Source organism: Komagataeibacter kakiaceti JCM 25156, assembly GCF_000613305.1.
Genome location: NZ_BAIO01000343.1, coordinates 1 through 2,576, shown reverse-complemented (window position 1 = coordinate 2,576; position 2,576 = coordinate 1). Strand labels below are relative to the sequence as shown.

Annotated in this window: 3 protein-coding genes; 2 read left to right on the top strand and 1 reads right to left on the bottom strand. The window is 64.6% G+C overall.

Features of this window, described 5'->3' with window-relative positions; all coding sequences use genetic code 11:
- Window positions 1-532: imidazoleglycerol-phosphate dehydratase HisB (gene hisB, locus JCM25156_RS13480; protein ID WP_025813497.1), on the bottom strand; the 532-nt coding region annotated here is incomplete at its 3' end.
- A gap of 178 nt (window positions 533-710) precedes the next feature.
- On the opposite strand from hisB, the gene JCM25156_RS13475 reads away from it, so the two are divergent.
- Both JCM25156_RS13475 and ubiM read left to right on the top strand, forming a co-directional pair.
- Window positions 711-1,298 carry a nitroreductase family protein gene (locus JCM25156_RS13475; RefSeq protein WP_025813496.1) on the top strand — a complete coding sequence of 196 codons (588 nt, stop codon included), beginning with the start codon at window positions 711-713 and terminating at the stop codon, window positions 1,296-1,298.
- 39 nt (window positions 1,299-1,337) lie between these two features.
- The gene (gene ubiM, locus JCM25156_RS13470; RefSeq protein WP_025813495.1) at window positions 1,338-2,519 is read left to right on the top strand and encodes a 5-demethoxyubiquinol-8 5-hydroxylase UbiM; all 1,182 of its coding nucleotides are present in this window, start codon (window positions 1,338-1,340) and stop codon (window positions 2,517-2,519) included.
- Window positions 2,520-2,576 lie beyond the last annotated feature (57 nt).

Below are 2,576 nucleotides of genomic sequence, written 5' to 3'. Positions count from 1 at the left end.
GCAGGGCGCGGGCCAGCGCCTTGAACGCGGCCTCGGCGATATGATGGCAGTTATGGCCCGCGCGCTGGATCACATGCAGGGTGACAAGGGCGCTCATGGCGAAGGCGCGGAAGAATTCCTCGAACAGTTCCGTATCCATTTCCCCGATCCTGTCCCGCCCGAAGGTGACGGACCACGCAAGGAAGGGACGCCCCGAAATGTCGATCACGGCTTCGCACAGCGCCTCATCCAGCGGGACCGTGGCGCTGCCATAACGGCGGATGCCACGCTTGTCGCCAATCGCCTGCGCGAAGGCCTTGCCCAGCGCGATGCCCGTATCCTCCACCGTGTGGTGGTAGTCGATATGCAGATCCCCCCGGGCGGTCACATCCAGATCGCACATGCTGTGGCGGCCGAGGGCTGTCAGCATATGGTCGAAAAAACCGATCCCGGTGTCGATGCGGGTCTGGCCCGTGCCGTCCAGGTTGATGGTTACGGTAATGTCGGTCTCGCTGGTGGCGCGGTGGACCGTGGCTGTGCGTGGGGTATTCATGCCCCCTCTTCTATAGAAGGGCGCAGCCGGAATCCATACCGATCCCGTGAACGGAAAGCGCGTGCGCGTAGCGGGGGATATTGGCATTGCCGGGCAGTTGCTGCATGGTGTCGCGTCAATTGCTCCCGCCGTCAGGTCAAGGACTGTCAGGGGGCGCCCATTTGCAGGGAACGACCACATGACATCGCTTGATCTCCTTCTGTCGCGGTTTTCCACCGATGCGCTGGCGGAACCGGCCCCGGCGGGCGCGGTGCTGGACAGCATCCTTTCCACCGCCATGCGCGCGCCCGACCATGGCAAGCTGCGCCCATGGCGCTACGTTATCGTGCAGGGCGACGCCCGGGCCGCGGTGGCGCAGCGGGTGGCCGCCAGCATGAAGCGGCTCGACCCCGACGTTGCGCAGGCCAAGGTTGAAAAGCGTCTTTCGCGTTTTTCCACCATGCCCATGACCATCGTGCTGGGCATGCACCTGCGGCCAGAGCACAAGATTCCCCTGATCGAGCAGGAACTTGCCGTCGGCGCGGCGGCCATGAACATTCTCAATGCCTTGCATGCCACGGGCTTTGGCGGCGTATGGGTGAGCGGCGATGTCACCTATGACCCGGAACTCGCGGCCGAGCTGGGCTTTCCTTCACCACATAAGCTGGCGGGCTTCCTGTTCGTGGGCACGCCACAGGCCGGTGCCGTCGTCCCCCCGCGCCGCCCGGTTGATGGGTACGTGGCGCAATGGACGGGGGCTCCCGTGACGTTTGGCGCGGATGCGTAAGCCACTGGATCAGGCGTGCGGACAGGAGCAGGGTAAGTAATGACATATCATGACGTGACCATAATGGGGGGTGGCCCGGCTGGTCTGGCCGCGGCGCTGTCGCTGGAGGCGCAGGGCCTTTCCGTCGCCGTGCTTGAGCGTGCGCCGCATGGTCCCTGGGCGGAACCCGCCTTTGACGGGCGCGAGATTGCGCTGACCCACCATTCGGTCGCGGTGCTCAAGGCGCTTGGCGCGTGGGAACATATCCCGCAGGTGGCGATCTCCGCCCTGCGCGAAGCCCGGATAGAAACCGGGCGCAGCAACCATCCCCTGACCTTTGATACGCACGGGCGTGGCGTCGATGCGCTGGGCTATCTTGTCTCCAATCACAATATCCGGCGCAGCCTGTATCTGGCGGCCAGCAGGCGGCCGGGCATCAGCCTGCTGGCGGGCACATCCACCCGCCATATCCGCCGCATTGGGGAGGATATGACCATCGTGCATGAGCGGGGCGAGATCACATCCCGCCTTGCCGTGGGCGCGGATGGCCGTTTTTCCCAGATCAGGCGGCTACAGCGCATCGGGGCCGTGGTGCATGATTTCCGGCGGTCCATGCTGGTCTGTCGCATGGCGCATGACGTGCCGCATCATCATGTCGCGACCCAATGGTTCGATGACGGGCAGACCATTGCCCTGCTGCCGGTTAACGGCGGGGCGTCATCCATCGTGCTGACCCTGCCATCGGAGCAGATCGAGCGCCTGCGCACGCTGGACCGTGACGCCTTCAATGCCGAGATCATGGAGCGCGTCGGCGGGCGTCTGGGCGGCATGCGGCTGGTCAGTACCCGGCATGCCTATCCACTCAAGGCGGTTTACGCCCACCGTTTCGTGGCGCCCGGTTTCGCGCTGGTGGGGGATGCGGCCGTGGGCATGCACCCCATTACCGCCCATGGCTTCAATCTCGGGCTCAAGGGGCAGGAAAGTCTGGCGCAGGAAGTCGGGGCGGGTCTAGCGCGCGGAGAGTCACCGGGCAGCCTGTCCGTGCTGCGGCGTTTTGAGCGGCGTCACCGCCTGGCAACGATGCCCCTTTTTGCCGCCACCAATGGAATCGCCACACTTTATACGCGTGACGAGCCTGCTTTCCGTATCCTGCGCCAGACCGGGCTGCGGGTGGCGGATGCCATTGCACCGTTCAAGTCGATGGTGACGGGTCTGCTGATGGACCGCCATCGCGCGGCCTAGTGCGGTTTTTCATGTATCGGGCCGTCTTGGGACGAAAGATTTTTTAGCCTGGATGTC